Source organism: Tessaracoccus lacteus (assembly GCF_029917005.1).
Taxonomy (GTDB): Bacteria; Actinomycetota; Actinomycetes; order Propionibacteriales; family Propionibacteriaceae; genus Arachnia; species Arachnia lactea.
In genome coordinates this window covers 2,070,614-2,094,794 of sequence record NZ_CP123967.1, presented here as the reverse complement: position 1 = coordinate 2,094,794, position 24,181 = coordinate 2,070,614, and the positions used below count along the sequence as shown (strand labels likewise).

General features: G+C 67.3%; 22 protein-coding genes, 2 pseudogenes and 2 other annotated features. Of the genes and pseudogenes, 5 read left to right on the top strand and 19 right to left on the bottom strand.

Annotated elements, in window-relative coordinates; all coding sequences use genetic code 11:
* The first annotated feature begins 42 nt into the window (after positions 1 to 42).
* A complete protein-coding gene (locus QH948_RS09680; protein WP_026926265.1) occupies positions 43 to 1,104 on the top strand; it encodes a CHAT domain-containing protein in 1,062 nt (353 codons plus the stop codon).
* 2 nt (positions 1,105 to 1,106) lie between these two features.
* Here QH948_RS09680 and QH948_RS09675 read toward each other — a convergent pair whose 3' ends face one another.
* From QH948_RS09675 to QH948_RS09665, 3 genes are all read right to left on the bottom strand, one after another.
* A complete protein-coding gene (locus QH948_RS09675) occupies positions 1,107 to 2,576 on the bottom strand; it encodes a PrgI family protein (RefSeq protein WP_281144201.1) in 1,470 nt (489 codons plus the stop codon).
* 3 nt (positions 2,577 to 2,579) lie between these two features.
* Entirely contained in the window at positions 2,580 to 3,788 is a 1,209-nt protein-coding gene (locus tag QH948_RS09670; protein WP_281144200.1) for a conjugal transfer protein TrbL, read from the bottom strand.
* A 196-nt stretch (positions 3,789 to 3,984) separates the two neighbouring features.
* Positions 3,985 to 4,305, bottom strand: a complete 321-nt coding sequence (locus QH948_RS09665) for a DUF6112 family protein (RefSeq protein WP_054683036.1) — start codon at positions 4,303 to 4,305, stop codon at positions 3,985 to 3,987.
* A gap of 242 nt (positions 4,306 to 4,547) precedes the next feature.
* Here QH948_RS09665 and QH948_RS09660 point away from each other — a divergent pair, with 242 nt between their 5' ends.
* Positions 4,548 to 6,182, top strand: a complete 1,635-nt coding sequence (locus QH948_RS09660; RefSeq protein ID WP_281144199.1) for a DUF349 domain-containing protein — start codon at positions 4,548 to 4,550, stop codon at positions 6,180 to 6,182.
* A 14-nt stretch (positions 6,183 to 6,196) separates the two neighbouring features.
* On the opposite strand, the gene QH948_RS09655 is transcribed toward QH948_RS09660, so the two are convergent.
* The 4 genes from QH948_RS09655 to QH948_RS09640 are packed head-to-tail and all read right to left on the bottom strand — an operon-like array spanning position 6,197 to position 9,203.
* Positions 6,197 to 6,463, bottom strand: a complete 267-nt coding sequence (locus QH948_RS09655) for a DUF6112 family protein (RefSeq protein WP_281144198.1) — start codon at positions 6,461 to 6,463, stop codon at positions 6,197 to 6,199.
* Positions 6,464 to 6,469: 6 nt separating this feature from the next.
* A complete protein-coding gene (locus QH948_RS09650) occupies positions 6,470 to 8,080 on the bottom strand; it encodes a M23 family metallopeptidase (RefSeq protein ID WP_281144197.1) in 1,611 nt (536 codons plus the stop codon).
* Between the two features lie 13 nt (positions 8,081 to 8,093).
* The gene (locus tag QH948_RS09645; protein WP_281144196.1) at positions 8,094 to 8,786 is read right to left on the bottom strand and encodes a hypothetical protein; all 693 of its coding nucleotides are present in this window, start codon (positions 8,784 to 8,786) and stop codon (positions 8,094 to 8,096) included.
* A 36-nt stretch (positions 8,787 to 8,822) separates the two neighbouring features.
* The gene (locus QH948_RS09640) at positions 8,823 to 9,203 is read right to left on the bottom strand and encodes a hypothetical protein (RefSeq protein ID WP_281144195.1); all 381 of its coding nucleotides are present in this window, start codon (positions 9,201 to 9,203) and stop codon (positions 8,823 to 8,825) included.
* Here QH948_RS09640 and QH948_RS09635 point away from each other — a divergent pair.
* Entirely contained in the window at positions 9,198 to 11,555 is a 2,358-nt protein-coding gene (locus QH948_RS09635; protein ID WP_281144194.1) for a DEAD/DEAH box helicase family protein, read from the top strand. The two genes, QH948_RS09640 and QH948_RS09635, sit on opposite strands and share 6 nt — an antisense overlap.
* A 289-nt stretch (positions 11,556 to 11,844) precedes the next feature.
* Here QH948_RS09635 and QH948_RS09630 read toward each other — a convergent pair whose 3' ends face one another.
* Positions 11,845 to 12,264 carry a heavy metal-responsive transcriptional regulator gene (locus QH948_RS09630; protein WP_425325634.1) on the bottom strand — a complete coding sequence of 140 codons (420 nt, stop codon included), beginning with the start codon at positions 12,262 to 12,264 and terminating at the stop codon, positions 11,845 to 11,847.
* A 68-nt stretch (positions 12,265 to 12,332) separates the two neighbouring features.
* On the opposite strand from QH948_RS09630, the gene merA reads away from it, so the two are divergent.
* Entirely contained in the window at positions 12,333 to 13,709 is a 1,377-nt protein-coding gene (gene merA, locus QH948_RS09625; RefSeq protein ID WP_035757281.1) for a mercury(II) reductase, read from the top strand.
* A gap of 222 nt (positions 13,710 to 13,931) precedes the next feature.
* On the opposite strand, the gene QH948_RS09620 is transcribed toward merA, so the two are convergent.
* The 7 genes and pseudogenes from QH948_RS09620 to QH948_RS09590 all read right to left on the bottom strand — a co-directional run bounded on the left by QH948_RS09620 (position 13,932) and on the right by QH948_RS09590 (position 20,055).
* Positions 13,932 to 14,534, bottom strand: coding sequence for a cadmium resistance transporter (locus tag QH948_RS09620; RefSeq protein WP_073186143.1), 603 nt, complete (start codon positions 14,532 to 14,534; stop codon positions 13,932 to 13,934).
* A gap of 76 nt (positions 14,535 to 14,610) precedes the next feature.
* Positions 14,611 to 15,179, bottom strand: a pseudogene (locus QH948_RS09615) (signal peptidase II).
* Positions 15,176 to 17,080: a heavy metal translocating P-type ATPase gene (locus tag QH948_RS09610; RefSeq protein WP_145952683.1), complete on the bottom strand. Its 1,905-nt coding sequence runs from the start codon at positions 17,078 to 17,080 to the stop codon at positions 15,176 to 15,178. The pseudogene QH948_RS09615 and the gene QH948_RS09610 overlap by 4 nt, the downstream one beginning before the upstream one ends.
* Entirely contained in the window at positions 17,077 to 17,436 is a 360-nt protein-coding gene (gene cmtR / locus QH948_RS09605; RefSeq protein ID WP_026926287.1) for a Cd(II)/Pb(II)-sensing metalloregulatory transcriptional regulator CmtR, read from the bottom strand. The genes QH948_RS09610 and cmtR overlap by 4 nt, the downstream gene beginning before the upstream one ends.
* 455 nt (positions 17,437 to 17,891) lie before the next feature.
* On the bottom strand, positions 17,892 to 18,770 hold the full coding sequence (locus tag QH948_RS09600) for a DUF2637 domain-containing protein (RefSeq protein ID WP_237267980.1): 879 nt from the start codon (positions 18,768 to 18,770) through the stop codon (positions 17,892 to 17,894).
* A gap of 50 nt (positions 18,771 to 18,820) precedes the next feature.
* Positions 18,821 to 19,747 (bottom strand): bifunctional DNA primase/polymerase, encoded by a 927-nt coding sequence (locus QH948_RS09595; RefSeq protein ID WP_073186139.1) that lies wholly within the window; start codon positions 19,745 to 19,747, stop codon positions 18,821 to 18,823.
* Positions 19,747 to 20,055 carry a hypothetical protein gene (locus QH948_RS09590; RefSeq protein WP_348634916.1) on the bottom strand — a complete coding sequence of 103 codons (309 nt, stop codon included), beginning with the start codon at positions 20,053 to 20,055 and terminating at the stop codon, positions 19,747 to 19,749. Before QH948_RS09590 ends, QH948_RS09595 begins: the two co-directional genes overlap by 1 nt.
* A gap of 110 nt (positions 20,056 to 20,165) precedes the next feature.
* Here QH948_RS09590 and QH948_RS09585 point away from each other — a divergent pair.
* A protein-coding gene (locus tag QH948_RS09585) for an IS3 family transposase (protein WP_281144193.1) occupies positions 20,166 to 21,466 on the top strand; the annotation gives its coding sequence in 2 pieces (ribosomal slippage) (positions 20,166 to 20,457 and positions 20,457 to 21,466; 1,302 coding nt in all).
* Positions 20,444 to 20,596 (top strand) — a sequence feature (AL1L pseudoknot). Its footprint overlaps the gene before it by 153 nt.
* On the opposite strand, the gene QH948_RS09580 is transcribed toward QH948_RS09585, so the two are convergent.
* The 4 genes and pseudogenes from QH948_RS09580 to QH948_RS09565 all read right to left on the bottom strand — a co-directional run bounded on the left by QH948_RS09580 (position 21,424) and on the right by QH948_RS09565 (position 24,161).
* Positions 21,424 to 22,086 carry an IS3 family transposase gene (locus QH948_RS09580; protein ID WP_281144192.1) on the bottom strand — a complete coding sequence of 221 codons (663 nt, stop codon included), beginning with the start codon at positions 22,084 to 22,086 and terminating at the stop codon, positions 21,424 to 21,426. The genes QH948_RS09585 and QH948_RS09580 overlap by 43 nt on opposite strands.
* Positions 21,982 to 22,134 (bottom strand) — a sequence feature (AL1L pseudoknot). Its footprint overlaps the gene before it by 105 nt.
* A gap of 80 nt (positions 22,135 to 22,214) precedes the next feature.
* Positions 22,215 to 22,412 (bottom strand): annotated as a pseudogene (locus tag QH948_RS14235) (transposase); the annotation flags it as partial.
* Between the two features lie 48 nt (positions 22,413 to 22,460).
* Entirely contained in the window at positions 22,461 to 23,081 is a 621-nt protein-coding gene (locus tag QH948_RS09570) for an ArdC-like ssDNA-binding domain-containing protein (protein WP_348634915.1), read from the bottom strand.
* A 156-nt stretch (positions 23,082 to 23,237) separates the two neighbouring features.
* On the bottom strand, positions 23,238 to 24,161 hold the full coding sequence (locus QH948_RS09565) for a helix-turn-helix transcriptional regulator (RefSeq protein ID WP_026926291.1): 924 nt from the start codon (positions 24,159 to 24,161) through the stop codon (positions 23,238 to 23,240).
* Positions 24,162 to 24,181: the final 20 nt, after the last annotated feature.

Here is a 24,181-nt window from a genome sequence, read left to right as displayed (position 1 = left end):
TTGTAGATGACACGAGGGCAAACGAGGCAGGAGCCCGACAGAGTGAGCGCAAGTCAGTACCGAGGACAGCTTGACCGCAAGCGCAAACAGCGGATCGACGCGGACAAGAAGGCGGGTGAGTACCGGTCGAAGGAGTCCTCGAAGCGAGCCGATGCCGCCAAGGCGCGGCAGGCTGCCGCAAAGACGACGAGCAGTTCCACCCGCAGCAGCAAGTTGCGGGACGCCGAGCGCCGCGAGAAGGAAGCGGAGACTGCGGGCAAGGAGGCCAGCCGCTGGCAGACCCGGGCAGCCGGCTACGCGAAGGACGAGGCCGCGCTACAGACCAAGCTCTCCCGTGCCGAACAGTCGGAGGCCGATGCCGCCGAGAGACGCCGAAAGAGCGAGCAGCAGCGTGCCGACCGGCGGGCGGCGGCTGAACGTGCCCAGCTTGAATCGCGGATCAGCGGTGCCGAGGTAGCCGTCAGTCACGCGCTGCGTCAGCTCCCAGCGCCCAAGCCGGAGAAGCTCCGAGTGCTCATGCTGGGTGCTTCGGCCGAAGGTGACCTCCGCGTTGGAAGGGAGCAGAAGCGCATCCGGGCAGCGGTCGAGTCGGCTTTGCACCGTGACCAGATCGAACTCGATGTGCGGCCAGCAGCAACTACGGCTGACCTACTGGACGGCATCACGAAGTTCCGTCCTCACGTGGTCCACTTCTCGGGCCACAGCAACGACGACCTGATCGTCTTTGAGGATGAAGCAGACGAACCCCACGAGGGAGTGATCGTGACGGCGCTAGCCTTCGCACGCGCGATCAGCGCAACCGACGATCCTCCGCTCCTCGTCCTGCTGAACTCGTGTCGCTCCGCAGCCCAGATCGACGACCTGGTGGCTCGAGTCGTGCCGTTCGCGATCGGGATGGCCGACAGCATCGAAGACGCCGATGCGATCAACTACGCCGCACAGTTCTACGCGGCAGTCGCAAACGGGCAGTCCATCATCTCTTCGCATCTGTCGGGACAGGCTGCGCTCGAACTCGCGGGACTGGAAAGCGCTGACCTGCCGACCCTTGCTTGGGCACCCGATGTCGATCCATCAGCCACGATCCTCGTCAGCCCTGAAGGCTGAACTCAGACCCGCCGGCAGAGCGGGAGCGCGGCGGCGGTGAAGGCGGCGGCTTGCTGGCCGACGAGCAGCCGCGTCTCACAGGAGGCTTGGATCGCGGCCTGCTCGATCGCGGCGACGGCGGCATCGAGCTCTTCGCCGGTGGGCGCAGAGACGGCGATGAGGCCGGTGTAGCGGAGGATGCCGTGGCCGGCGGTGAGGTCGGCTTCTTGCTGGAGCACGTCGTGATACTCGGCGGTCTGCGAGGCGTCCTCGATCTGGCCGATCTTCGCGCGCTGGGCCTGGTCGGAGATGTGCTCGACCTTCTTCCTGCGGATGTCGCGAGCAGCGGCATCGGAGCGCATCGGGGTGCAGATCAGCGAGAACGACCGCTGGATGCCGGTGGACAGCAGCACCGGCGATAGAAACCCCGGATAGACGAGCGACCTGGGCCACTCGCTGACCCAGAGCACCGCGTGGTGGGCGGAGTCGGTGCGGAGCTTCCCCCAGGTTTCGGTGACGGCGACCGGTCCTGCGGTGGCGAGGGATTGGCCGAGCCTGCCGTGGCGTTCCAGCGTGGCGGCGATGGCCGGGTCGTACGCGGAGCGCAGCATCACCGCGATTTGCCCTGGGGTCAGCCAACCGGATGGGGAGAGGTCGGCGGAGCGGAGCGCTGCGACGAGGGTGTTCATCTCTTGGCGCAGCACGGCGGCGGCACCGCGTATCCCGCCTCCGCCGGTCCTGATCTGCCGTGCGCTGGTCTTCATGTCGAGTGACAGTGAGAGCGTGGTGGCGTGGCGTTCGCCGGCGGGTCCGGCGCGGTCGATGAGTTCGGCGTAGGTGTCGGCCGCCCAGGAGCCGTCCCGGGTGCCGTGGGTGGCCCACCATTCTGCGAGTCCGGTGCCGGAGTCGGGGAGGGTGCGTTCGAGGACTTGCAGGGTGGCGATCCGGCCGGAGCGGCAGACGGTGGCCAGGACGCGTCCCCAGGAGCTGACGCGGCGTTCCTGTTCGCCGGGATCGAGGAGCACGAACGCGGGATGGGTGACCTCGCACACCACGGTCAACGTGGCGGCGTGGGCGTCGTGGATCATCCCGGCGTTGGTGTCGGGGTCGGTGTACTCGCGCAGGCGGGCCATGTCGCCGGGCAGGGCGAGGGTGCCGACGGGGCGCGGGACGACGATCCTACGCCGGTACAGCATTTGCCCGCCGGTGGTGCGCCACAGCCACCAGCAGGCGATGGGCAGCCACTCCACGATGGGCCGGCCCGCGATGGGTATCCAGGTCAGCGCGGCCGCGAGAACCCAGATGGGGGCGGTGTAGGCGAGTAGCATCCCGCCGCCGGCGTAGAACGCGCCGATCAGTGTCGCTCCGCCGATGGCGAGCGTGATGAGCTGGGTCAGCGACAGGCCGAGGAGAACGCCGCGGCGGGTGAGGCGGGAGAACTTCACCGGAACGAGTTCGCCCGCTGTGGGACGGTCGTGGTTCGTGCTGCTCATCGTCTACTCCTTCGGTGGGCGTGGCGCCGGCGGCGGGGGCTGCTTCGGCGGCGGTGACGGGTCGGTGCTCGGCGGTCGTGGTGCCGGGCTCGACGGCGGTGCCGCAGGCGATGCGGCGGGAGGTGGCGGTGTCTGCGCTGCCGCGTCGGCGGCGTGCTCGGCCTGGGCTCCCAGCGCCGTTCCGGCCTTCGGCCCGGCGGTCGCTGCACCCTTGGCGACACTCGCCCCGATCACCACACCCGCCGCGACGGGACCGGCCGCTGCTGCGCCGCCCCCGCCTGCTGCTGCTCCACCACCGGCTGCGCCTCCGCCGCTCGCGGCGGGTGCCGGTGCCGGGGTCTTCGGCTGGGGTGGTGCGCTGCTTCCTCCACCGGGGCCTCCGCCCGCGTTCCCGCCGCCGCTGGTTCCGTCGAGTACCTTCCTCGGCTCGCCGCCGCCTTGCGGCTTGCTCGGGACTGGGATCGGGCGGTTGAGGGCGCTCTTGGCGTCCTGCTCGGAGCCGATCGCGTGGTACATGTCGAACCCGACGAACGCGATCAACTTGTACGTGAGGTAGGGCGCGAACGCGGCCATCGCCATCAGCACGATCCCCGCGATGGGATCACTGACCGAGGCGAGGTCGGCGTAGATCGGTGCGGAGACCTGGGTGATCGCGACGAGGAACATCACGACGAGCACGAGCTTGGAGCAGATCAGCGCGACGACGAACATCGCCCACTTCCCAATCCACCCCCGCGAGGCATCCCATGAGGCACCGCTGAACGCGAGCGGCGCGAACACGACCGCCACCAGCAGCAGTGCTTTCCGGACGAGGAGGGATAGCCATACGATCGCGGCGGCGGTGATCGCGAGGCCGGCCATGAAGATCGTGATGATCGCTCCGACGCCGGGGGCGGCGATGTTGATGCCGACCAGACCTGTGGCGAGGAGGGCGATCTTGTCGCCCATCGACTCGGTGGTCTCTCCGGCGGCCTGCACGATCCCGATGCACAGTTGGTCGACGACTTCGAGCAGCAGGGCCGTGAGCGTGATGACGACGAACGATCCGAGGACGGACTTCGCCAGCCCGAGCGCGGCTCGGGTGAGGGCGGTGGGGTCGCGGCGGATCAGGCCGGTGATGAGTTGGAGGCAGAAGAAGATCAGCATTACGAAGACCGCGATGCCGAACAGCAGGTTGTAGACGGCGATGTAGCCGGGCTTGGTGACATCCACGAGAGTCGTGGTGTCGAAACCGACCAGACCGCCTCGAACAGCCACCCGGCGGCGGCACCCATCGCCTGGGCGAGCCAGTCGAACGGGGCCGCGACCAGAGAGGCGGCTCCTTCGCCGACGGCATCGCAGACCGAGGAGATCACGGGAACGTCGCACACGCCCATCACGAACACCAGCACTCTCGACGACAGTCGGGTCAGACGGACTGGCCGACGTTCCAGAAGAAGTTGATGAGCGTCACGCTCGCGCCGCAGATCACCGCCGCGCCGCAGGAGACGAGGACGCCGATCTTCCCCCGCGAAGCGAGGTGCGGGTTGGAGGAGTTCGCGCCGAAGCCCCACACGATCGCGGACACGATCAACGCGAGCACGGACAGAATGAGGCCGATGGTCATCACCGCGCCGACGATGGTGCGCAGCTGATTGATCCCCGGCAGTCCGTTGGTGTTGGGGTCGATGTTGATGTCCATCGGCACCAGCAGCGGCGCGGACATGACGTTGGCGAGCAGATCGAACACAGTAGGTCTCCTTGGCGACGGGCGGCCCGCCCACGGCATCGCAGACGGGGTACACGCCACAGGTGCACTTCAGGACTCACCGGCTCGCATCGCATAGTTGGATGCCAGGGACACCTCCCGGGCGCGACGCCAAACCTCCAGGTTCGCAAGGCCTGTCTGGAAGAATGAGAGTGACCCGGCTACCGACTCAGCGGGGCAGACGCGGCGCTCGCAGGCGAGCGGCGAGCATGGAGGAAGGTGCGATGAGCGGCATCCGTGACGAGGACAAGAAGCACAGTCACCACGTCGGCGATGGGGACAACGTCGTTCAGTACGCACGAGACAGGGGGCATCAGCCCCACATCTCCGAAGCCAGTGTTCGCCGCTCACCAGTGGGTCGCGTTCAGCACTACATTGACCATGCCGGGCGCCCTACCGTCGTCAAGGAAGCTAATGGGCGAACCGATGTGTTCGTAGGTGATGACCAGATCAACTACTTCCCCGATGGTCCCGCCAAAACGAAGTGGGGACTGGTCCAGCGCGCTGAGAGGCTCGCCAACCGCCCTTGGCGAGAGGCAAGCAACGAGTTCCGAGAGCTTCGAGAGAGGTGGAAGTCAGCGGGCTCTGTCGATCGCTCGACAGAGGCGGCGCTGTGGCCGCGCTTCAAGGCGGCTCAGGACCGTCACTTCGCGGCACGCGCACATGAGCAGGACCAGAACCGGGCGTCTAAGGAGCGACTGGTCTCGCAGGCGGAGTCGTTGGCGAACTCATCCGATCTGCGGTCGGCGTCGGACCAGATGCGCAAGCTTGGTGACGAGTGGAAGCGGATCGGCCCGTGCGAGAAGGCCGACAACGACCGGCTGTGGTCGCGGTTCAACCAGGCCCGCACTCGTCTGAACGACCGCAAGAAGCAGGAGTTCGAGAAGCGGCAGCGCGAGTGGGCATCGAACAAGGCAGCCAAGGAACGGCTCGTCTCGCAGGCGGAGTCGCTGGCGAACTCATCCGATCTGCGGTCGGCGTCGGACCAGATGCGCAAGCTTGGTGACGAGTGGAAGCGGATCGGCCCGTGCGAGAAGGCCGACAACGACCGGCTGTGGTCGCGGTTCAACCAGGCCCGCACTCGTCTGAACGACCGCAAGAAGCAGGAGTTCGAGAAGCGGCAGCGCGAGTGGGCATCGAACAAGGCAGCCAAGGAACGGCTCGTCTCGCAGGCGGAGTCGCTGGCGAACTCATCCGATCTGCGGTCGGCGTCGGACCAGATGCGCAAGCTTGGTGACGAGTGGAAGCGGATCGGCCCGTGCGAGAAGGCCGACAACGACCGGCTGTCGTCGCGGTTCAACCAGGCCCGCACTCGTCTGAACGACCGCAAGAAGCAGGAGTTCGAGAAGCGGCAGCGCGAGTGGGCATCGAACAAGGCAGCCAAGCAGCGACTCGTCTCACAGATGGAGTCGCTATCACACTCCAGCGACTTCAGGGCAGCAAAGGACCAGGCCCGAGCCCTGGATGCGCAATGGCGTGCCACCGGGCCGTGCGCGAAGACGGACAACGACCAGCTCTGGCAGCAGTACAAGTCGGCGAAGGATCGTGTGTTCGAGGCCGCGAAGCGTGCCGGCGAACAACGCCGAGCTGAAGCGCGCCAACGCGCACAAGACCGTGTGTGGCGCCTGGAGGAACAACTGCGCAATGTCGAGGCAGCGATCTACCGAGCCAACGAGAGCTACTCACGAGCACTCTCCGCCCGTTCGCCCTCTACGAGGAACCCCAACTGGATGACCATCGCCAACAATCAACTCGCGCGCCAGTCCGCAGCCCGAGAGAAAGTCGCGTCGCTTGGACAGCGGAAGTCCGAGGTGATCCAGAAGCTGATGGATGCGCGGTCACGGCTGAATCAGTTCTGACTGGTCCGGACTTGCTACAGCGTCTGTCCGAGGCTGAGTAGCCAGTTCATCCAGGCCACGCCGCCTCCGGCGAGGACGGCGGCACCGACGGCGACGAGCACTCCGATTCGGCCCTTGCTAGCGGTCGCGTAGTTGCCGTGGGCAGTTGCGATCGCCCAGACGATCGCGGAGACGATGAGCATGAGGACGGCGACGATGAGGACGAAGGTCAGGAGCGCGCCGACCACGGCGCGGAGGTCTCCGATGCCGCCGAGCCCGTCGAAGTCGGGGAACACACCCATCGCCGATCACCCAACCTTGACTGTGACGTGGAGGTGGTCGAAGTGGCCTCCGGTGATGGACGCGGGGTCGTGCATGCCGCCGCCGTTGTAGGGCCGCCAGCCCTCAGAATCGCGGGCTACGGACCAGATTTGGCCTTGCCAGATCAGGTACTCGACGCCGAGCACGTCGGCGCTGTCTTTCATCCAGTTGGTGACCTTCCAGCCGGCGTCGAGCTGTGCCGACGTGAGTCGCTGGCCGATGCGGTTGCCGAAGGTGATGTCGCACGCCCTGCCGAGGGGATGCTCGGACTTGGTGCCCGGGCGCGGTGAGTAGCAGCCCCAGCCGGTGTCGGGGAACGCCGCGAGGGCCTGCTGGTAGAGGTGCAGCATACGGGCGGTGATCTTGCCCGAGCTGGTGGGATCGTCGACGAGCCGGTCGGGGTCTCCATCGACACCGGTCGGCGTGCCCGCTGTGGCGTTGTTGCAGGCGGCGGGTGATCCGCTGGTCGCCATCGGCAGGTTCGCGGCCCCGTGCTGGTTGAGCCAGGCGGCGGCGTCGATGGCCTCGCCGTTCGTGCCGATGGGCCGGACCTCGAAGTGCAGATGTGCGCCGGTGCTCATGCCCGAGGAACCAACATCGCCGATGTGCTGCCCGGCACTCACACGGTCGCCGGGACGGACGTGGATGCCGCTCTGCCACATGTGCGCGTACGCGGTCGCGACAGTCTTGCCGTCGATGGTGTGCTCGATGACGATGAGGCCGCCGTACCCGCCGGAGAACTCCGCGACGGTGACGGTGCCGTCCGCGGCGGCGAGGATCGGCGTGCCATCGGGCGCGGCGAAGTCGGTGCCGGTATGCATCTTCCGTTCGCCTGTGATCGGGTGCACCCGCATCCCGAACGGCGAAGTCAGCACCCAGGTGCCCTCGGGCAGCGGGAACACCACCCGCGACGACGACATCGCCGGGCCACCCGCGCCGCCAGCGGCACTACTTCCGCTGGTGAGGGCGGCGAGGATGCTGTCGGCGACGGGCGCGTAGTTGCGGTAGCGGTCGGGGAAGGCGGACACCTCGACGGCTTGAGCGGCTTCGCCAGGGTCCATTTGTTGCCAGCCGGGGATGTCGAGCAGGCCACGCGGCGAGGGATAGTTCGGTCCGGTCGGCCCTCCGAAGAACGCCCGCGCCTGATAGTTCGGGTCCATCAACTCTGCGACCGAACCCCATCCCGATTGTGGACGCATCTGGAACAGGCCGAGGGAGTCGTGGTCGCCGCCGTTGCCGTCGTTCGGGTAGTTCGCCGACTCCGGGTAGGCGCCGGTGTTGGTGAGCATCCGCAGCGTGGACTCAGTGAGCGCGGCCATCAACGCGATCTTGATTCCCGGCCTGCCCACGTCGGTGATCCCGTTACCGACGGAGATGATCGTGGCCGCGTGCGTGAGCTGCTGACGATTCAGGGTGAAGGTCTCGCCGTTCGCAGTGGTCACGGTGAGCGAGTCCGGGATCGGGCCCAGGTTCACCGTTCCGGCGGGGGTGGCGCAGTAGGCGGCAGCGGGGTTCATCAGCACCCCGACGCCGAGGAGTGCTGCGGCGGGGGCGAAGAACAGCAGCGCCAGCGCTGCGATGGCAACTTTGCGGAACACGACGACAACCCCTTCAGCGCAGCGGGTTGTCGAGCTGCGACAGCCGCAGCAGATGACAGGTCGGATAGGTCGGTGCGCAAACGACGAACACGGTGAACGCGACCGGATGCTCGCTGGTGACCGGCTGGCCGTTCCAGACCCCGGCACGGTAGCGGGTGCCCTCAATCGTGACGGCCGTCGTTCCGGCCGCGAGCTGCCCTGGCTGGGCCTGCGCTGCCGCGTCGGCCCAGGCCTCGGGGACGTACGCGGCCTCGATGGTGAGGTGCTGACGGGTGGCGTATTGCCGCAGCTCGATCCAGGCGTCACGGGTCGGCAGGTACGCGGCTACGTCGGAGGCCAGCCCGGCTTGCTCGTCCCCGCTGGGGTCACCGACCGCGAGGATCGCCGAGGCGTAGTCCAGCGGCCACAGCCCCGAGCCGGTGTCCCACGCGAACAGCGTGGACGCGACGCTCTGAACGAAGGTCTCGGGATCGGCCGAACGCGGAACCACTGGAACCCGCAGTGGCTGGGGTGTGTTCAGTGCCACCGTCGGCGGTGCCGTCGTGACCGGGCCAGGCTCCGGGTCGTGATCGGTACTGGTGCTGCTGCGGGGGCCGGTGAGGAGTCCGTAGACGCCGACGCCAGCGAGAAGCAGCAGGACGATACCGGCGGCGATGAGGGCGACGAGTCGGCGACGGTTCCGAGGATCGGTAGGTGCAGGGCTCATGCCGAGCAGGTGCACACCCCGCACCGGGTCTGTGCGTCAGAGTGCTCGGAGGCGTGGCCGCTCCGCCGCGCCCTCGCGGGCGGCTCGGAGGGCGTCGGCGAATCGGACGGTGCCTTCGGTGGTGGTGAGGTAGTTCTCGAACTGCTCGTCGGTCAGCTCGGCGGCGAGGGTGTCGGCGTCGTAGTGGGTCCACCAGTTGGTCAGCTCGCCCCAGGTCTGGATGAACGCCCGCAGCGGGTAGCGGACGGGTTGCCCGTCGTCGGTGACGAGCGGCAGTGACCGCGGTGGGGTGCGCTTGCCCTTCTTGATCGACTTCGCGCGGGCTACGGCTGCTTCGGCGCGGGCGTGCATCTCTGCCTCGCGCCGCTCCCGCGCGGTGATGTCGGCGTCGCGGATCGCCTGGTAGATCGGATGCACCGGGCCGCCGGCCTCGATCCGTTCCAGCCCGGCGGCGGCGACAAGGGCTTCGAGAACCCGATCTTCGGCTCAGCGCGAGAGTGGATGTGGTGCACCCCAGACGATGTGCGCACGGCGATCACTGAGCTTCGCACCGGCGTGAAACTTAGCGGCACCCATCATGAGACGTTCCCGATGCGCCCGGAGCAGGCCAGCGCCGTGAACAAGGCTGAGGGCTACTACGAGTCGATCTGGTCCGAGGATTCCCAGGCGGTGCCGCGGTTCCTGTGGAACGCCAAGATGCGCTTCGGGAAGACCTTTGCCTCCTATCAGCTCGCGAAGCGGCTCAGCGCCAAACGCATCCTTGTGGTGACCTTCAAGCCTGCCGTCGAGGATGCCTGGCAGACCGACTTGGAGTCGCACGCTGACTTCGACGGTTGGCAGTACCTCTCCTCAGCGACTGCGGGTAGCCCGGACGACGCCGACAAGGCGAGGCCGCTGGTCTACTTCGGATCGTTCCAGGACCTGCTTGGGCGAGACCGGAAGACCGGGCTCATCAAAGCAAAGAACGAGTGGGTCCACACTACCAACTGGGACCTCGTCATCTTCGACGAGTGCCACTTCGGTGCTTGGCGAGAGTCCGCCAAGGAGTTGTTCGAGGGTGAGGACGAGAAGGTCAAGCAGAAGGAGTTGGCCGCCGAGTACAACGACGGTCTGGTGGCCTTCGACGAGGAGCTTGACGAGCTCGGCAACGACGAGGACGACTTCCTGCCGATCACCACCCGCGCCTACCTGTACCTGTCTGGCACGCCGTTCAAGGCGCTGGCAACCGGTGAGTTCATCGAGGAGCAAATCTTCAACTGGACCTACACCGACGAGCATCGTGCCAAGGCCGAGTACGCCGTCGCGCATCCGGACGCGTGGAACCCGTACGGGGCGCTCCCGGAGATGCGTCTGTTCACCTACCAGATGCCCGACGAGCTCATCGCCGTCGCGAACCAGGGAGAGTTCGACGAGTTCGACCTCAACGAGTTCTTCGAGGCGAAGGGCATCGGCAAGGACGCCGAGTTCACGCACAAGACCGACGTGCAGAAGTGGCTCGATCTCATCCGTGGCGCTCACCTGCCCACGCAGGTCGACGCCATGCGAATGGGCACTCGTCCGCCGTTCCCGTACTCCGATGTCCGGCTCCTGCCGTACCTGCAGCACTCGTTCTGGTTCCTGCCCAACGTTGCGGCGTGCCAGGCGATGGCGAACCTGCTCGCGGAGAAGCAGAACGTGTTCTGGCACGACTACAAGGTCCTCGTCGTCGCGGGTCCCGGCGCGGGCATCGGGCTGGATGCTCTCCCGCCAGTGCGGGCGGCGATCGGCGACGGCCACGACACGAAGACGATCACCCTGTCCTGCGGCAAGCTCACCACGGGCGTCACCGTCAAGCAGTGGTCCTCGATCCTGATGCTGCGAAACCTCAACTCACCCGAGACATACTTCCAGGCAGCGTTCCGCGTACAGTCACCGTGGTCGATTAAGAACCCCGACGGTGACAACCCGAGCGCCGAAGCAGTCCTCAAGCCCGTGTGCTTCGTGTTCGACTTCGCGCCCACCCGGGCGCTACGTCAGATCGCCGACTACGGCGCAGGCCTGTCGCCGGAGACGCCGAACCCCGAGCAGGCCGTGGAGGAGCTCGTGAAGTTCCTGCCCGTGCTGGCCTACGACGGGTCGAACATGACCCAGGTCGATGCCGGCGGCATCCTCGACATCGCTATGTCGGGCACCTCCGCGACCCTCCTGGCCCGCAAGTGGGAGTCCGCGATCCTCGTCAACGTCGACAACGAAACCCTGCGCAAGATCATGAACAGCCCCGACGCCCTCAACGCCGTCATGAACATCGAGGGTTTCCGTGCACTCGGCAGCGACATTTTCGAGACCGTCGTGAACAAGAGTGACGCCGTGAAGAAGGTGAAGAAGGAGAAGGGCGACGACATTACTCCGGCGGAGAAGAAGGAGTTGACGGCGGAGGAGAAGGAGTACAAGTCCAAGCGGAAGCAGATTCAGGAGAAGCTGGTCAAGTTCGCCACCCGCGTCCCTGCGTTCATGTACCTGACCGACTTCCGTGAGAACACTCTTACCGACGTCATCACCAAGCTCGAACCCGGCTTGTTCCGCACCGTCACCGGACTGACCGTCGAGGACTTCCACCTCCTCGTGAATCTCGGCGTCTTTAACGCCACCCATATGAACCAGGCCGTCTTCGCCTTCCGCCGCTACGAGGACTCCTCCTTGTCCTACACCGGCATCGAGTCCCACAAGGGCCTGCGTCGCTACGGCCTCTACGACACCGTCGTCGCCGTCAACGACGAGACCGTAGTCTGACCACCCGTCAGCCCGTATCGAGAGAGCCGCATGTACTTCTAGACCCCGTGCAGCATCGAGGAGATGCTCACCGCCATCCGCAAGCGCGAGTATCTGATGCCAGCTATCCATCGTGAATTTGTCTGAGGCACGGATACCCTGTCGGCTCCTTCCTGCTCTGGAACTTCAAGCCCGAGACCGCGCAGTCGTACACGTTCTACGAGTTCCTGACGAACTACCGCGAGCGCGACAACCTTACGCGGACAAGACAACGGTTCCCTCCGGGCAGCAAGACCCTTCAGCCGATTGGTCAGAGGTACCGGCAGATCGACTCGGGTGTGCAGACCTCCGGCGGCGTCTGTGCTGCGTTCGCGCGTAGGTCGGCGACGCTGGTACGGAGCAGGCGGAGCTGCTCGAGCTGCTCGTCGATCTCGACCAGTCGCCGGTCGAGAAGGTCTCGAACATGACCGCACGGCGACCCGCCCGCGTCACGTACTTCGAGGATCTCGGCGGTTTGCGCGAGAGTGAGCCCTGCTGCGCGGGCCCGGTCGATGAATTCGAGCCGCTGCACCGCCTCGTCGCCGTAGTTGCGGTACCCAGCCGGGGTGCGCTCCGGCGGTTGGAGCAGCCCGCGCTCCTCGTAGTACCGCAGCGTGGACGCCCTCGTCTTCGCCTTCCCCGCGAGTTCCCCGATCCGCATCGTCACCTCGGCCACCGACTTGACCTTCAAGCATACTTTAAGGTCCATTCTTTCAGGAGTGGCCGCACGAGTGGCCGGTTCGAACTGGAGGAGGCATCGTGACATGGCACACGGAGGTTGATCTCGTGGTGATCGGGACGGGCGGGGCGGCGATGTCCGCAGCGATCCACGCGCGCCTCGAGGGGGCCAGCGTGGTCGCCATCGAATCGGGAACCCTCGGCGGTACCTGCGTGAACGTGGGTTGTGTGCCGTCCAAGACGCTTCTCGCGGCCGCGCACACCCGGCACTCCGCCCTCACGAACCGGTTCTCAGGCGTCCCCAGCTCTGCTGGGATGGTCGATCTCAGCGCGCTCATCGAGCAGAAGGATGATCTGGTTGGGATGCTCCGCCAGACCAAGTACGCCGACATCGCCGCTGCCTACGGGTTTGACATCCTCCCGGGCACTGCAACGTTCACAGACGCTGGAACCCTGCTCGTGGATGGACGACCGGTGCGCGCGAAGTCGTATCTCGTCGCCACCGGCGCCGAGCCGCACGTGCCGGCAATCCCTGGGCTTGAGCAGGTTGATTACCTCACGTCGACCACAGCGATGGAACTGACGGAACTGCCCGCGTCGCTCGTGGTGATCGGCGGTGGCTTCGTCGGCCTGGAACAGGCGCAGCTGTTCGCCCGGCTCGGAGTAGAGGTCACCGTCATCGGTCGGCTCGCCCCGCACGCCGAACCGGAACTGTCATCCGAGCTCCGCAAGGCCTTCCTGGCCGAGGGGATCAGCGTCATCGGCGACCGCGCAGCCACGATCACCCAGCACGAGGGCCTGGTCCAGGTGACGACCCGCAACGGGAAGGACGCGACCGGTGAACGTGTCCTCGTTGCCACCGGTCGCACCCCGCGCACCGAAGGGCTCAACCTTCCTGCTGCGGGTATCGCGACCGACGAGCGCGGCTTCGTCATCGTAGACGAGCAGCAGCGGACCACGAACCCGGCTGTGTTCGCCGCCGGTGACGTCACTGACGTGCCCCAGTACGTGTACGTCGCCGCGAGGACTGGGAAGATCGCCGCGCACAACGCCCTGGGTCACGACGAGCGAGTCGACTACACCGGGTTGCCGTCTGTGCTGTTCACCTCACCCCAACTGGCCTCCGCCGGGATCACCGAAGCCAGCGCCATCGCCGCCGGATACCGGTGCGCCTGCCGATTCCTACGACTTTCCGACGTGCCCAGGGCCATCGCCAACCACGACACACGCGGCGGCATCAAGGTCGTCGCCGACGCCGACACCGGCAAAGTCCTCGGTATCCACGCCCTCGCCGACACCGCTGGGGAGATGATGCTCGCCGCAACCTACGCCATCACCGCCGGATTCACCGTCACCCAACTCGCCGACACCTGGGCCCCCTACCTCACCATGGCCGAAGGCATCCGCCTCACCGCGAACCTCTTCCGCAACGAACTCCCCACCTCCTGCTGCGCCTGACACAAGAGCCGGGCCCAGCGATGTGGTGATCCAAGTGATATCCGCGACGCCTTCAACACCGGCACCGACCGCGTGATCGACGCCTACGCGGTCAGCGTGGGCTCAGTTGAGGCAGCGGCGCCGAGCACGTCGTCTGGGCCGCTCACACGCGCAGCGCACCGGGACACTCAGCCGCCAGGTAGCAACCACAGCACGCTGCCATCTACGCAGTCGGCTACGAGTTCAGAGGCCGAAGGCACCACCACTGACGAGGATGAAGATGCCCAGGCCGATGAGCACGATCGGGAACAGGATGTGTTCCCAGCGTTCCAGGAGTTCGGCGATCGGTCGGCGGGTGGCGACGAACTTGCCCAGGCCGACGAGGGCGGCGACCAGGGCGAGGAACACGATGCAGTACGCCACCACGGCCGCTGGGCCCACGCTGAGGAAGACCGGGACGTAGACGCCGATGTTGTCCCCGCCGTTGGCGAAGGTCACCCCGGCCACCGTCCACACCCCAACCTTCTTGCCCTCGACCTTTGCCTCATCGTCATCGTCGGCACCGCGGTTGCGCCAGGCTTGCCACGCAGCCCAAAGTCCCAACCCCAGCGGAATGAGTCCGAAGTAGGGGATGACCTCTGGCGGCAGGAACGCTCCCGCCCCGAGCGTCACCAGCACGGAAGCGCCCAGGATGCCAGCGAACCCGAGGTACTGTCCGACCAGGATTCGGGCGGTGGTCCCGCGCTGGCCCACGCCTCGGGCGAAGAACAGTGAGAGCACGATGATGTCATCGATGTTCGTGGCGATGAATAGGCCGATCGCCTGCAGGACGGAGGACAGGATCATGCGCCCACCGCCGCGTTACAGCCGCCTGGCGACCCAGCGGTTCCGGCAGCCGCGTGCCGTTGATACTCTGCGACCATCATTGTCCGTTCCTGGTGTGGTGTGGGCCTCGGAGGTAAAGCAGGACGCCCAGGGCGACGCCGAAACCGAGGATGACGTCGGCAAGGTTGCCGATGAACAGGTTGCCGTAGGCGAGGAAGTCGGTGACGTGACCGCGGCCAAACTCGGGAGGGGCGAACAGCCGGTCCAGCAGGTTGCCGACCGCGCCTCCCCACACCAGGCCGATCGCGACCGCCCACCGACGGTGCGGGCGCGGGTTGCGGCGACGAGTAGAGCGACAGAGGCCGCCGCGGCGATGACGGTGAGCAGCCAGGTTGCGCCGGCTCCGAGGGACATCACGGTGCCGGGGTTGAACGCGAGCTGCAAGCCGAGCCAGTCTCCCAAGAGCGGAATACGGTCATCCTCGCTGAGCTGAGCGAGGGCGAGTGCCTTGCTGCCTTGATCGATCAGCACCGCGCCAGCGGCGACGGCGCACGCGAGCAGGAACCAGCGGAGCCGGACGCGCGCCGCCGCCGGGCCGGCAGAACTCGCTTCCACGGCATCCGCTTTTCCCGGGGAGGGAGCGGAGCCGTCAAGGGGATCGGTCATGCCTTCGTGCGCCGCGCCGCGCGGAGCCCGTTGAGGATGACGACGACTTCAGCGACCTCGTGTACAAGCACGACCGCGGCGAGCCCGAGGACTCCGGTAATCGCCAGCGGCAGCAGCACCACGATGATCGCGATCGACAACACGACGTTCTGGTTGATTATGTTGCGGCCGCGGCGGGCGTGGGCGAGGGCCTGTGGGATGAGGCGCAGGTCGTGGCCGGTGAACGCGACGTCGGCCGACTCGATCGCAGCATCGGCGCCCTTGGCTCCCATCGCGATCCCCACATCCGCGGCCGCCAGCGCGGGAGCGTCGTTGATGCCGTCCCCGATCATGGCAGTGGGCTGAGACTTCGACAACTCCGCGACGGCGGTGGCCTTGTCCTCGGGGCGCAGCTCGGCGCGCACGTCCATGATGCCGGCCTGGCCGGCCAGCGCTGCGGCGGTGCGGGCGTTGTCGCCGGTGAGCATCGTCACCCCGATCCCGCGGCGGTTCAGCGTGGCGATGACCTCGGGAACCTCTGGGCGCAGTTCGTCACGCACCCCGATCGCGCCAGCCGGCCGGTCGCCGCGGTGGACGATGACGACGGTCATCCCCTCGGATTCCATCACCTGCACCTGGTCGGCCAGCGTGCCGGCGTCCAGCCAGCGGGGGCTACCGACGGCGAGACGGGCACTACCGAGCGTGCCGGTGATGCCGCGCCCGGCGGTCTCGGTGACGTCGTGCGCGGTCGGGGCGTCGGGGACGGCCTTCGTGATCGCGGCGGCCAGCGGGTGCGTGCTGTGACCTTCCAGGCTCGCCGCCCACGCCAGCACCTCATTCTCGGTCGCGCCGGTGGTGACGACGCGGGTCACCGTGGGCTCGTTGCGGGTCAGCGTGCCGGTCTTGTCGACGGCGACGTGGCGGATGCCGCCGAACCGCTCGAACGCGGCCCCGGACTTCACGACCACACCGAACTTCGACGCCGCGCCGATCGCGGAAACAACGGTGACCGGGACGGCGATCGCCAGCGCGCACGGCGAGGCTGCGACCAGCACCACCAGAGCGCGGGTGATCCACAGCTCAGGGTCGCCGCTCAACAGCGACCCAAGCACGCCGACCAGCACGGCGAGGATCATCACGCCGGGCACCAGCGGGCGGGCGATCCGGTCGGCCAGGCGGGCACGGTCGCCCTTCTCGGCCTGCGCCTGCTCGACCAGCTCCACGATGGTGGTGAGCGAGTTGTCGGTGCCGGCGGCGGTGGCCTCGACCTCGAGCACGCCGGTGGTGTTGATCGACCCGGCCGAGACGTCGGTGCCCGGTTCGACCTCGACCGGGATCGATTCACCCGTGATCGCGGACGTGTCCAGGCTGCTCCGCCCGGCCCGCACGGTGCCGTCGGTGGCGATCCGTTCGCCCGGCCGGACCACCAGGACATCCCCGACGCGCAGCTCCTTCGCCTCGACCTCGGCGGTGGCGTCGCCGCGCTTGACGAGTGCGGTTTCGGGCACGAGCTTCAACAGCGCCCGCAACCCTGCGCGGGCGCGGTCCATCGCCTTGTCCTCCAGCGCCTCCGCGATGGAGTACAGGAATGCCAGCGCGGCGGCCTCCTCGACGTAGCCGAGGATCACCGCGCCGGTCGCGCTGATCGTCATCAGCAGCCCGATGCCGAGCTTGCCCTTGGTGAACAGCTTGCGCAGCGCGCCCGGCACGAACGTGTACGCGCCCAGCAGCAGGCCGATCCAGAACAGCACCAGGCCCGCGGTCTCCGCGCCGGTCCACTCGCACACCAGGCCGGCGGCGAACGCGACGCCGGAGGCGATCGGGATCAGAACGCTCGGGCTCCGATACCACGGCCGGTCATCGTCATCATCGTGGTCGTCGAGGTCGACATGCTCGACCTGCGAACCCGTGACCGCGCTCACGCCCGCACCTCCCCCGCCTGGCAACCCTCGACCCCGCAGTCCGGGTCCATGCACGGCACGCTCTCGTCAACCGCGAGCGTGACATCCACCAGCGCCGTCAGCGCGCGGGCCAGGTGCGGGTCTGCCACCTCGTAGCGGGTCTGTCGGCCCTCGGGCTCGGCCACCACGATCCCGCACCCGCGCAGGCATGTCAGATGGTTCGACACGTTCGAGCGCGACAACCCCAGCTCGCGGGACAGCACCGCCGGGTAGCTCGGCCCGGCCAGCAGGGTCAGCAGAATGCGGGAGCGGGTCGGGTCGGCCATAGCTCGGCCGAGCCGGTTCATCACGTCGAGTCGATCGGAAATAGTCAGCATACGATGACTATACATTGTACGACGTACAGTCGGCGCCAGGTGTCCTCATGAGCGGCGAGTCAGTTGACAGCTCCCTACCAGCGAGCGTGGCGAAGTGCTCGAAGATCCGTCGTGGAGAATATGTCCCGTTCCTCCGTGCCGGCGTCCCGCTCGATTAAGGTCGACGACTACTTGGCCGCCGCATGCCTGCTGCCGAACCTTCAGTTGCTGAGTGGGGCCGCCAACATCGAGAAGCAGGATGGACTGCCTGCGGAGTGGATGGACACCGCCTTCCCGAGCGAAGGACAAGCGAGCTACGTACCTTGCCGAGGACGACCTCGACGGCCTTCCGCTCGACTTGGCCGACTTCACCTCGTTCTTCGAGCAGCGCAAGCAGCGAGTCCGGGTCCGCCTGCTCGCCGCTCTGGGAACGACACCGGGAGCACCGGAGGACGCCGCTCTCTCGTAGCCCACGTTCACGCGGCGAGCAGTGACAGCGCGGACACAGCCTGGAGGGGTAGCAATCCGTTGCCGAGGGCGGTGATCTGTTGATTCTGCGTCAGGCCGCCGCTATCGGTGACCCATCCAGTCGGCAGGCCCATGAGCCATTCGACGAATGCCGGTGCTGGGCGGGGGCCGTCGGCGTCGTCAGGGGAGGGCTGGCGCTGACGCGTCTCCTCCCGCTCGCCGGCGGCGTCATCATTGGTGTCGGGAAGGTGCGCGGCGGCGAACCATCTCCCCACAGTTGCCGGATGCACCTGCACCTCGCGGGCAATCCGCTTGTTCGACCAGCCCGCGGCCCGCAACGCCGCAGCACGAGCCCGGCGATCAGAACGACCAGGGGTTTCATCCGAGGCTAAGGACAACTCCCGCTCATCGGCCAGAGGTTCAGAGGCAACGGACAACAACGACTTTGAGTGGACAACACCCTGCGGTCCGGCATACACCTCGGACAGCATCTCCGGGATCTCGGACAACACCTCAGGCTGCCCCGGCAACTCCTGTGGGAAGGTGCGGGTGAGGATCACGGTGAGATGGGTGATCGCCAGCAGCACCACCGGCGGTACCGCGGCCACCGAGGCAGCCAGCAGGCCGGGCACATCGGCGTCCGCAGCGACCACAGCGTGGATCGCATTCGCCGTCACCGACACCAGCGCCCCGCCGACCAGCAGCGACCAGGGATACCAGGCTGAGCGTTGCCCAGCCAGCGCCACCACCGCGACCGTCGCCACCACGATGATCCCATCAACGATCAACGGCCACGCCCACGCCTGTCCCCGGTCGACCCCGGAACGCGCCGCCAGATCGGCGAGCGCGGTAAAGCTCAGCCAGAACGCACCCAACGCGATGAACACCGTCCCCACCACTGCGGTGCGCCCCGCCCACTGCCTACCGGTCGTCTTCATCACAGCCTCCGCCCACCCATGCCTGGGTTCGGGGCGTTGGCTCGCTCGAACCAGGCGCCGCCACCGAGGCCGGGGCCACCGGCTTCGGGCGCGGGGTGCGCGATCCGGTAGGCGGAGCGCACCGTGGTGGCGATCTCGCGTTCGCCCAGCCCGGCCTGGCTGGCGGCTGCGCTGAGGACATCGAGCGCATCCGAGGCAGAGACATCACTCTCGGCCAAGCGGCACGCGGCCCAGAACAGCCCCCGGTTCCGCTCACCCTCACCACGCCCAGCGACCCAGAACGCCAGCCGGTTCATATCCGCCAACCGCACCAACCCACGACCCTGCCGCACGACCGGTCCCGGACGTGGATCGAGGAAGTCCCGCAGCCGACGCGAGTCCAGCGCAGCGGCAGGCTGGTCGCCGACATTGACGACCTCGTAGCGGATCGGGACACCGCCGACGATGCGAACCGAGGGCGACACGATGATGTACCCGCCATCACCCCGGGAGTCCACCCCAGCGCGAGCGGCCTGCCATGACCGCTGCTCGACCCCCGCCGTCGCAGCGAAGTAGGCGTGCAGGCCACCCGTCGGGGTCTCCACCAGCAGACCCCAGCCATCGACGAGCCCGGCTCGCTCGGCGCGGGCGAACGCTTGCCGCCCATCAACCGGGCCATGCACGTCCACATCCACCACGACCATCCCCGACACCGCGCCAGTCGGGACACCCAGGTTCGCCTCCGGAGTCCGCGACCACCACGCCTCGACGCGACCGATGTCGGTGGTGGCATCGTGGAACCCCCGCGTCGTGAGCGGACGCTTCCCGCGCGGCTGGCAGGGGAACACCGGCACCCCCACCTGCGCGAGATGCCGGGCCGACGCCGCCAGCGTCGAAGCACCACTGGCACGCAACAACGCCCTGGTGAAGTCGGCACGCGCAGGCATCACAACCCCCGACCCGCCACCACCGGCACCCTCGCCGCCGGCCGATGCTCCGACGGCGGCGGCACATGCAGCGCCTTCGGCTCCGCAGTGGGAACATCACGCGCAAGACCAGGCGGCGTGCCATCGGCGACCTGGAACGTGTCCAGCTGGTCGAGGATGCCCAGCGCCGTCCTCCGCACCCGCTCACCGGTCGCCTTGACGACCTCCGCCGGTTCAGCGTCCTTGACCGACGACGCCCACCCCGCCACATACGGAATCGTGTAACCACTGGTATCCAAACCGTGCGCAGCACCGACCATCAACGCCACGCTCTCGGCCTCCACCTCCCGAACACCCCGGTGCTGGCGAGCGTCCTCATCCTTGGGGTTGAAGCGTGCCGGGTTCGGTGGAGGCTCTCAACTCACGGAGGATGAGAGTCATGGCAGCACCGAAGAAGTACCCGGACGAGTTGCGTGAGCGCGCGACGCGGCTCGCGGTCGAGGCGAGGCAGGACCCCGCACGGAAGGCCGGTGCGCTGCAGCGTATCGGCGAGCAACTCGGGATCAACCCGGAGACGCTGCGGGGCTGGGTGAAGCAGGCCGAGATCGACGCCGGGCAGGCGCCCGGGATGACGACCGCGGAGGCGCAGCGGATCAAGGAGCTTGAGGCCGAGGTGCGGGAGCTGCGGCGAGCGAACGAGATCCTGAAGACCGCGTCGGCGTTTTTCGCCGCGGCGGAGCTCGACCGCAAGCTGAAGTAGCCGAGGTGCCGACCGCGGTGCTCGTCGAGTACATCGACGAGCACCGCGACCGGTTCGGGGTCGAGCCGATCTGCCAGGTCCTGCGTGACGCGGACGTCCAGATCGCCCCGAGCACCTACTACGCCGCCAAGGCGCGTCCGCCGTCCGCGCGGGCGGTCAGGGACGCGGAACTGACCGAGGACATCCGGGTGGTCCACAAGGCGAACCTTGGCGTCTACGGCGCCCGGAAGATCCACGCGGCCCTGAACCGGGAGGGCGTCGAGGTCGCCCGCTGCACGGTCGAGCGGCTGATGCGCGCCGCGGGCATCCAGGGCATCCGGCGCGACAAGACCCGCAAGACCACCTTCGGGGACGGCGCGGAGACCGATCGGCCCGCCGACCTCGTCAAGCGCGCGTTCACCGCGACGACACCGAACCAGCTCTGGGTTGCGGACCTGACCTACATCCGCACCCACGCCGGGTGGACCTATGCCGCGTTCGTCCTGGACGTGTTCTCTCGCCGTGTCGTCGGCTGGCAGGTGTCCACGTCGCTGCGCACCGATCTCGCCCTCGACGCGCTCGAGATGGGCCTCTGGGAGCGCCGCAGAGCAGGTCAAGACATCACCGGGCTGATCCATCACAGCGATGCCGGAGTTCAATACCGTGCGATTCGCTACACCGAGCGGCTCGCCGAAGCCGACGCGGTCGCGTCCGTCGGAACGGTCGGCGACAGCTACGACAACGCGATGGCCGAGGCGCTGAACTCGCTGTTCAAGGCCGAGTGCATCCGCAACCCCGTCATGCGCCCCAAGGGCGGGTGGGCGTCGGTCCGCGACGTCGAGATCGCGGTCGCCGAATACGTCGACTGGTACAACCACCGGCGCCTGCACGGCGAGATCGGACACATCCCGCCCGCCGAGTTCGAGGCCGCCCACTGGGCATCCCACGAGCCCGTCAGCTACGTTGGAGAACAGGTTCCCGTCGGAGCCGGTTCCAGATAACCGAGCCTCCACGAAACCCGGGGCGCTTCATGACCTGCTCTGCGGCGCTCCCAGAGGCCCATCTCGAGCGCGTCGAGGGCGAGATCGGTGCGCAGCGACGTGGACACCTGCCAGCCGACGACACGGCGAGAGAACACGTCCAGGACGAACGCGGCATAGGTCCACCCGGCGTGGGTGCGGATGTAGGTCAGGTCCGCAACCCAGAGCTGGTTCGGTGTCGTCGCGGTGAACGCGCGCTTGACGAGGTCGGCGGGCCGATCGGTCTCCGCGCCGTCCCCGAAGGTGGTCTTGCGGGTCTTGTCGCGCCGGATGCCCTGGATGCCCGCGGCGCGCATCAGCCGCTCGACCGTGCAGCGGGCGACCTCGACGCCCTCCCGGTTCAGGGCCGCGTGGATCTTCCGGGCGCCGTAGACGCCAAGGTTCGCCTTGTGGACCACCCGGATGTCCTCGGTCAGTTCCGCGTCCCTGACCGCCCGCGCGGACGGCGGACGCGCCTTGGCGGCGTAGTAGGTGCTCGGGGCGATCTGGACGTCCGCGTCACGCAGGACCTGGCAGATCGGCTCGACCCCGAACCGGTCGCGGTGCTCGTCGATGTACTCGACGAGCACCGCGGTCGGCACCTCGGCTACTTCAGCTTGCGGTCGAGCTCCGCCGCGGCGAAAAACGCCGACGCGGTCTTCAGGATCTCGTTCGCTCGCCGCAGCTCCCGCACCTCGGCCTCAAGCTCCTTGATCCGCTGCGCCTCCGCGGTCGTCATCCCGGGCGCCTGCCCGGCGTCGATCTCGGCCTGCTTCACCCAGCCCCGCAGCGTCTCCGGGTTGATCCCGAGTTGCTCGCCGATACGCTGCAGCGCACCGGCCTTCCGTGCGGGGTCCTGCCTCGCCTCGACCGCGAGCCGCGTCGCGCGCTCACGCAACTCGTCCGGGTACTTCTTCGGTGCTGCCATGACTCTCATCCTCCGTGAGTTGAGAGCCTCCACCGAACCCGGCACGCTTCACCCCAACGCTTCGACCTGCATGGCCAGGCCATCCCACAGTCCCTGCGGGGCTTCGCCGTCCAGCAGCTTCGGTGCGGGTGGCTCAGGGATCGGATCGCCCTCGGTCTGCGTCACGTCCCACACATAGGCGGGCCGAGCGCCCACCATCTTCGTGCGCACTACCTCGTTGACCTTGTGCTTCTCGCGCGGACCCAAACGACGCCACGACGACGGATCACCAGGATTCGACGAGGCGAACCGGCCGGTCACCGGAGCGAAGATCATGTAACCCGGCTGGCCCTTCTGCACCTGCTGGCCAAGCTGCTGCCACTGCCGATACCCAGCCACATACGACGGCACCGGCCCGGGCACCCGGCCAGCCTCGAACGCAGCCTCGTGCTGAACCCAGATCAGCAGCGTGTTGTTGAACGAGCGCGATCGGAACCGGGCCGCGAACGCCAACGCGCGGGCCCAGTCCCGCCCGGAGACCAGCGTCTCCACCGCGCCAGTCAGCTTCTCGTGCAGCTCATCGAGCTTCGCGTCCCGCTTGGCTCGTACTTCCTCCGTCGCAGTCATCCTGGACCTTCCCTCCGCCGAGATCACCCGATCGTCGGTGACCGTGAGGTACGCCAGGAACATCAAGAAGCACGGCGGGCCAGGGGTGCGACCAAGACCGCCAGGCGACAACACGAACCTGACGAGTCCCTACCGGACTACATCACCGACCGGCTATGAGAGGCCTAGGGAAGACAGACGTCCCGAAATCGGGCACTGAACACGACGAGATCGGGTACATCAGTTGCGCCCACACGACCCTTGGCGTCGTCGGTAGGCACCCGGCGTCAGTCCGACGTACTGACGGAACAGTTCCGTGCCGTGACTTCGGCTGCGCCATCCGACCCGCCACATTGCCTCGGTGACAGTGAGGTCCGTCTCGCGCAGGTACCTTGCCAAGCGTTCGGCTCGCACCATCGTTAGGAACGCGAGCGGTGTCTTGCCAAAGGCGTCGACGAACACCCTGCCTAGCTGAGCAGCCGACAAGTGTACTTCCATGGCCAAAGCGGCGAGAGTCCATCGCCGCTCGGGTGATGTCCGCAACAGCTCAGCAACTCTGCGGGCCTCCTCCCTGATGGGAGCGAACCGTCGTTCCCTCGGCAAGGTTGGCCGGACATGACTCGGCCGGGCGGCTGATATCCGCACCGGGGACGCCTTGATGAACGGGGCAATGACGTGTGCTATGGAAAACCACAGGGCCTGCATCCGGAAGAAGTAGCGAGCAACGGGCCGCTCGGCGCTCAGCGCGACCATCTCGTCGAGCCAAGTTGTGAGTGCCTCGGCCTGCCTTTCACCGAGGCTGAGAACCTGCGCTGGCTCGGCGTAGATGGTCGCCGCGAAGTCCTGAGCATCAAGCCGATCCCGCACGAGCCCAGCGTGCTGCCAGTAGACCTGATCGATCACATAGTCCGTATCCGCATGGATCGTGGTCAAGGTGATGTGGCCCTCAGGCTCGCTTCCGCACAGGACGTTTGCTGCAAGGAGGACCACATCCCCCGTCTTCACAAGCCTTTGCCCCAACTCGCCAACGAGGAGTGCGCTACCACTACGGATCACGATGACTCTGACACAATCGAGAGCCGCGGGGCCGATGGGGCGAGAGCCGGCGTACGTGCATGCCCAAACCGGCCAGTAGTCGCTGCCGACCCGCAGTGGCTCAGACATGTAGGCAGTACCGCACCCGC